Consider the following 2561-nt stretch of genomic DNA (forward strand, 5'->3'; position numbering starts at 1 on the left):
TAATGGTTTGGGCTCTTTCCCGTTCGCTCGCCACTACTTAGGAAATCATTATTATTTTCTCTTCCTCTGCTTACTTAGATGTTTCAGTTCGGCAGGTTTGCGTATTTATACGACTAGTCTTCAACTAGCCAGGTTGCCCCATTCGGAAATCACCGGATCAATTCATATTTGCTAATCCCCAGTGCTTATCGCAGCTTATCACGTCCTTCATCGCCTCTGAGAGCCAAGGCATCCCCTGTGTGCTCTTATTTACTTTCTTCTCTCCATAGCCTTTTGCGCCTATGGAAATGCTTTTTTTGATTGTCGTTATCTCTTTAGTTTGTGTACAGTAATTGCTTACCATTCACTCACTTCCGATCAAACAACGTCTCTATTGTTGTTTGCTCTTCTTTTTTAACTTCTTCCAATATGTCAAAGAACTGTTCTATCCCGGGTTGTCTTTCAACTTCCTATTTCTGTGCCTTTTGTATTAGACACCGGTGATGGTGGAGAATAACGGAGTCGAACCGTTGACCTCCTGCGTGCAAGGCAGGCGCTCTAGCCAGCTGAGCTAATCCCCCTTAGAATATATGTGTAGTCCCGAGCAGATTTGAACTGCTGACCCCTACATTATCAGTGTAGTGCTCTAACCAACTGAGCTACGGGACTATTTTTATTCAGCTCTGGTTTGTTCTGAGGTGTCTCATTCACAATCCTTCTTGCCTCATATAATCCTTAGCTTAGTTGAAACACTATGTGATGTTTCATCCTATGGGTTTTTCTTTTGAGATTTTATTGTCATTTATATCATTTACGTAGCGAGTAGTCTAGTCTACTCCAGAAAGGAGGTATTCCAGCCGCACCTTCCGGTACGGCTACCTTGTTACGACTTAGCCCCAGTTATCGGTTTTACCCTAGGACGCTCCTTGCGGTTACATACTTTAGGTACCCCCAACTTCCATGGCTTGACGGGCGGTGTGTACAAGGCCCGGGAACGTATTCACCGCGTCATTGCTGATACGCGATTACTAGCGAATCCAACTTCAAGAGGTCGAGTTGCAGACCTCTATCCGAACTGTGAATGGCTTTTTGAGATTTGCTTGCTGTTGCCAGCTTGCTGCCCTCTGTACCATCCATTGTAGCACGTGTGTAGCCCCGGACGTAAGGGCCATGATGACTTGACGTCGTCCCCTCCTTCCTCTCTGTTTGCACAGGCAGTCTGTTTAGAGTCCCCACCATAACGTGCTGGCAACTAAACATAGGGGTTGCGCTCGTTGCGGGACTTAACCCAACACCTCACGGCACGAGCTGACGACAGCCATGCAGCACCTAGTTTCGTGTGATTGCTCACTCATCTATCTCTAAATGATTCACTAACTTTCAAGCCCGGGTAAGGTTCCTCGCGTATCATCGAATTAAACCACATGCTCCTCCGCTTGTGCGGGCCCCCGTCAATTCCTTTGAGTTTCACCCTTGCGGGCGTACTCCCCAGGTGGAATACTTAACGCTTTCGCTTAGCCGCTAACTGTATATCGCTAACAGCGAGTATTCATCGTTTAGGGCGTGGACTACCAGGGTATCTAATCCTGTTTGATCCCCACGCTTTCGTGCCTCAGCGTCAATAAAACCATAGTAAGCTGCCTTCGCAATCGGTGTTCTGTGACATATCTATGCATTTCACCGCTACTTGTCACATTCCGCCTACCTCTAGTTCATTCAAGCTCATCAGTATCAAGGGCACTGCGATGGTTGAGCCACCGTCTTTCACCCCTGACTTAATAAGCCGCCTACGCACCCTTTAAACCCAATAAATCCGGATAACGCTTGGATCCTCCGTATTACCGCGGCTGCTGGCACGGAGTTAGCCGATCCTTATTCCTTCGGTACATTCAGCTATCTACACGTAGATAGGTTTATTCCCGAATAAAAGCAGTTTACGACCCAGAGGGCTGTCTTCCTGCACGCGGCATGGCTGGTTCAGAGTTGCCTCCATTGACCAATATTCCTTACTGCTGCCTCCCGTAGGAGTCTGGTCCGTGTCTCAGTACCAGTGTGGGGGGCCATCCTCTCAGATCCCCTAGTCATCGTCGCCTTGGTGGGCCGTTACCCCGCCAACTAGCTAATGACACGCATGCCCATCTCAATCCTATAAATATTTGAACATTGTACAATGCTGTACTGTGTTTTTATGCGGTGTTAATCCGAATTTCTTCGGGCTATCCCCCTGATTGAGGTAGGTTGCATACGCGTTACGCACCCGTGCGCCACTTTTGTGAGAAGCAAGCCTCTCACTATCGTTCGACTTGCATGTATTAGGCCTGCCGCTAGCGTTCATCCTGAGCCAGGATCAAACTCTCCATTGTAAAATGTGTTGTTTGAATCTCTGACCATTCTTAACTTGTTAATAATAGTCTGTATTCTTTTTTTTTGTATTGTCTGTCAGAACTTGACTCGAAAATAATAGCGCAGGTTTCATGTACTTTGAATCTGTACTTTCTTACCTCGCTACGTTTATAAATGACATCTCTTTAATGAACTTCTCGATTCGCCTCGCGGGTCATCTTTATATATCTTTAATGTTC

Annotated in this window: 2 tRNA genes and 2 rRNA genes; all 4 read right to left on the bottom strand. The window is 46.6% G+C overall.

Features of this window, described 5'->3' with window-relative positions:
- Positions 1-259, bottom strand: a 23S ribosomal RNA gene (locus HQN83_RS25125); the annotation flags it as partial.
- 224 nt (positions 260-483) lie between these two features.
- Positions 484-560 (bottom strand) — tRNA-Ala (locus HQN83_RS25130).
- 14 nt (positions 561-574) lie between these two features.
- Positions 575-648 (bottom strand) — tRNA-Ile (locus HQN83_RS25135).
- A 172-nt stretch (positions 649-820) separates the two neighbouring features.
- Positions 821-2342, bottom strand: a 16S ribosomal RNA gene (locus HQN83_RS25140).
- Positions 2343-2561 lie beyond the last annotated feature (219 nt).

Source organism: Pedobacter foliorum, assembly GCF_013266735.1.
GTDB classification, from domain to species: domain Bacteria; phylum Bacteroidota; class Bacteroidia; order Sphingobacteriales; family Sphingobacteriaceae; genus Pedobacter; species Pedobacter foliorum.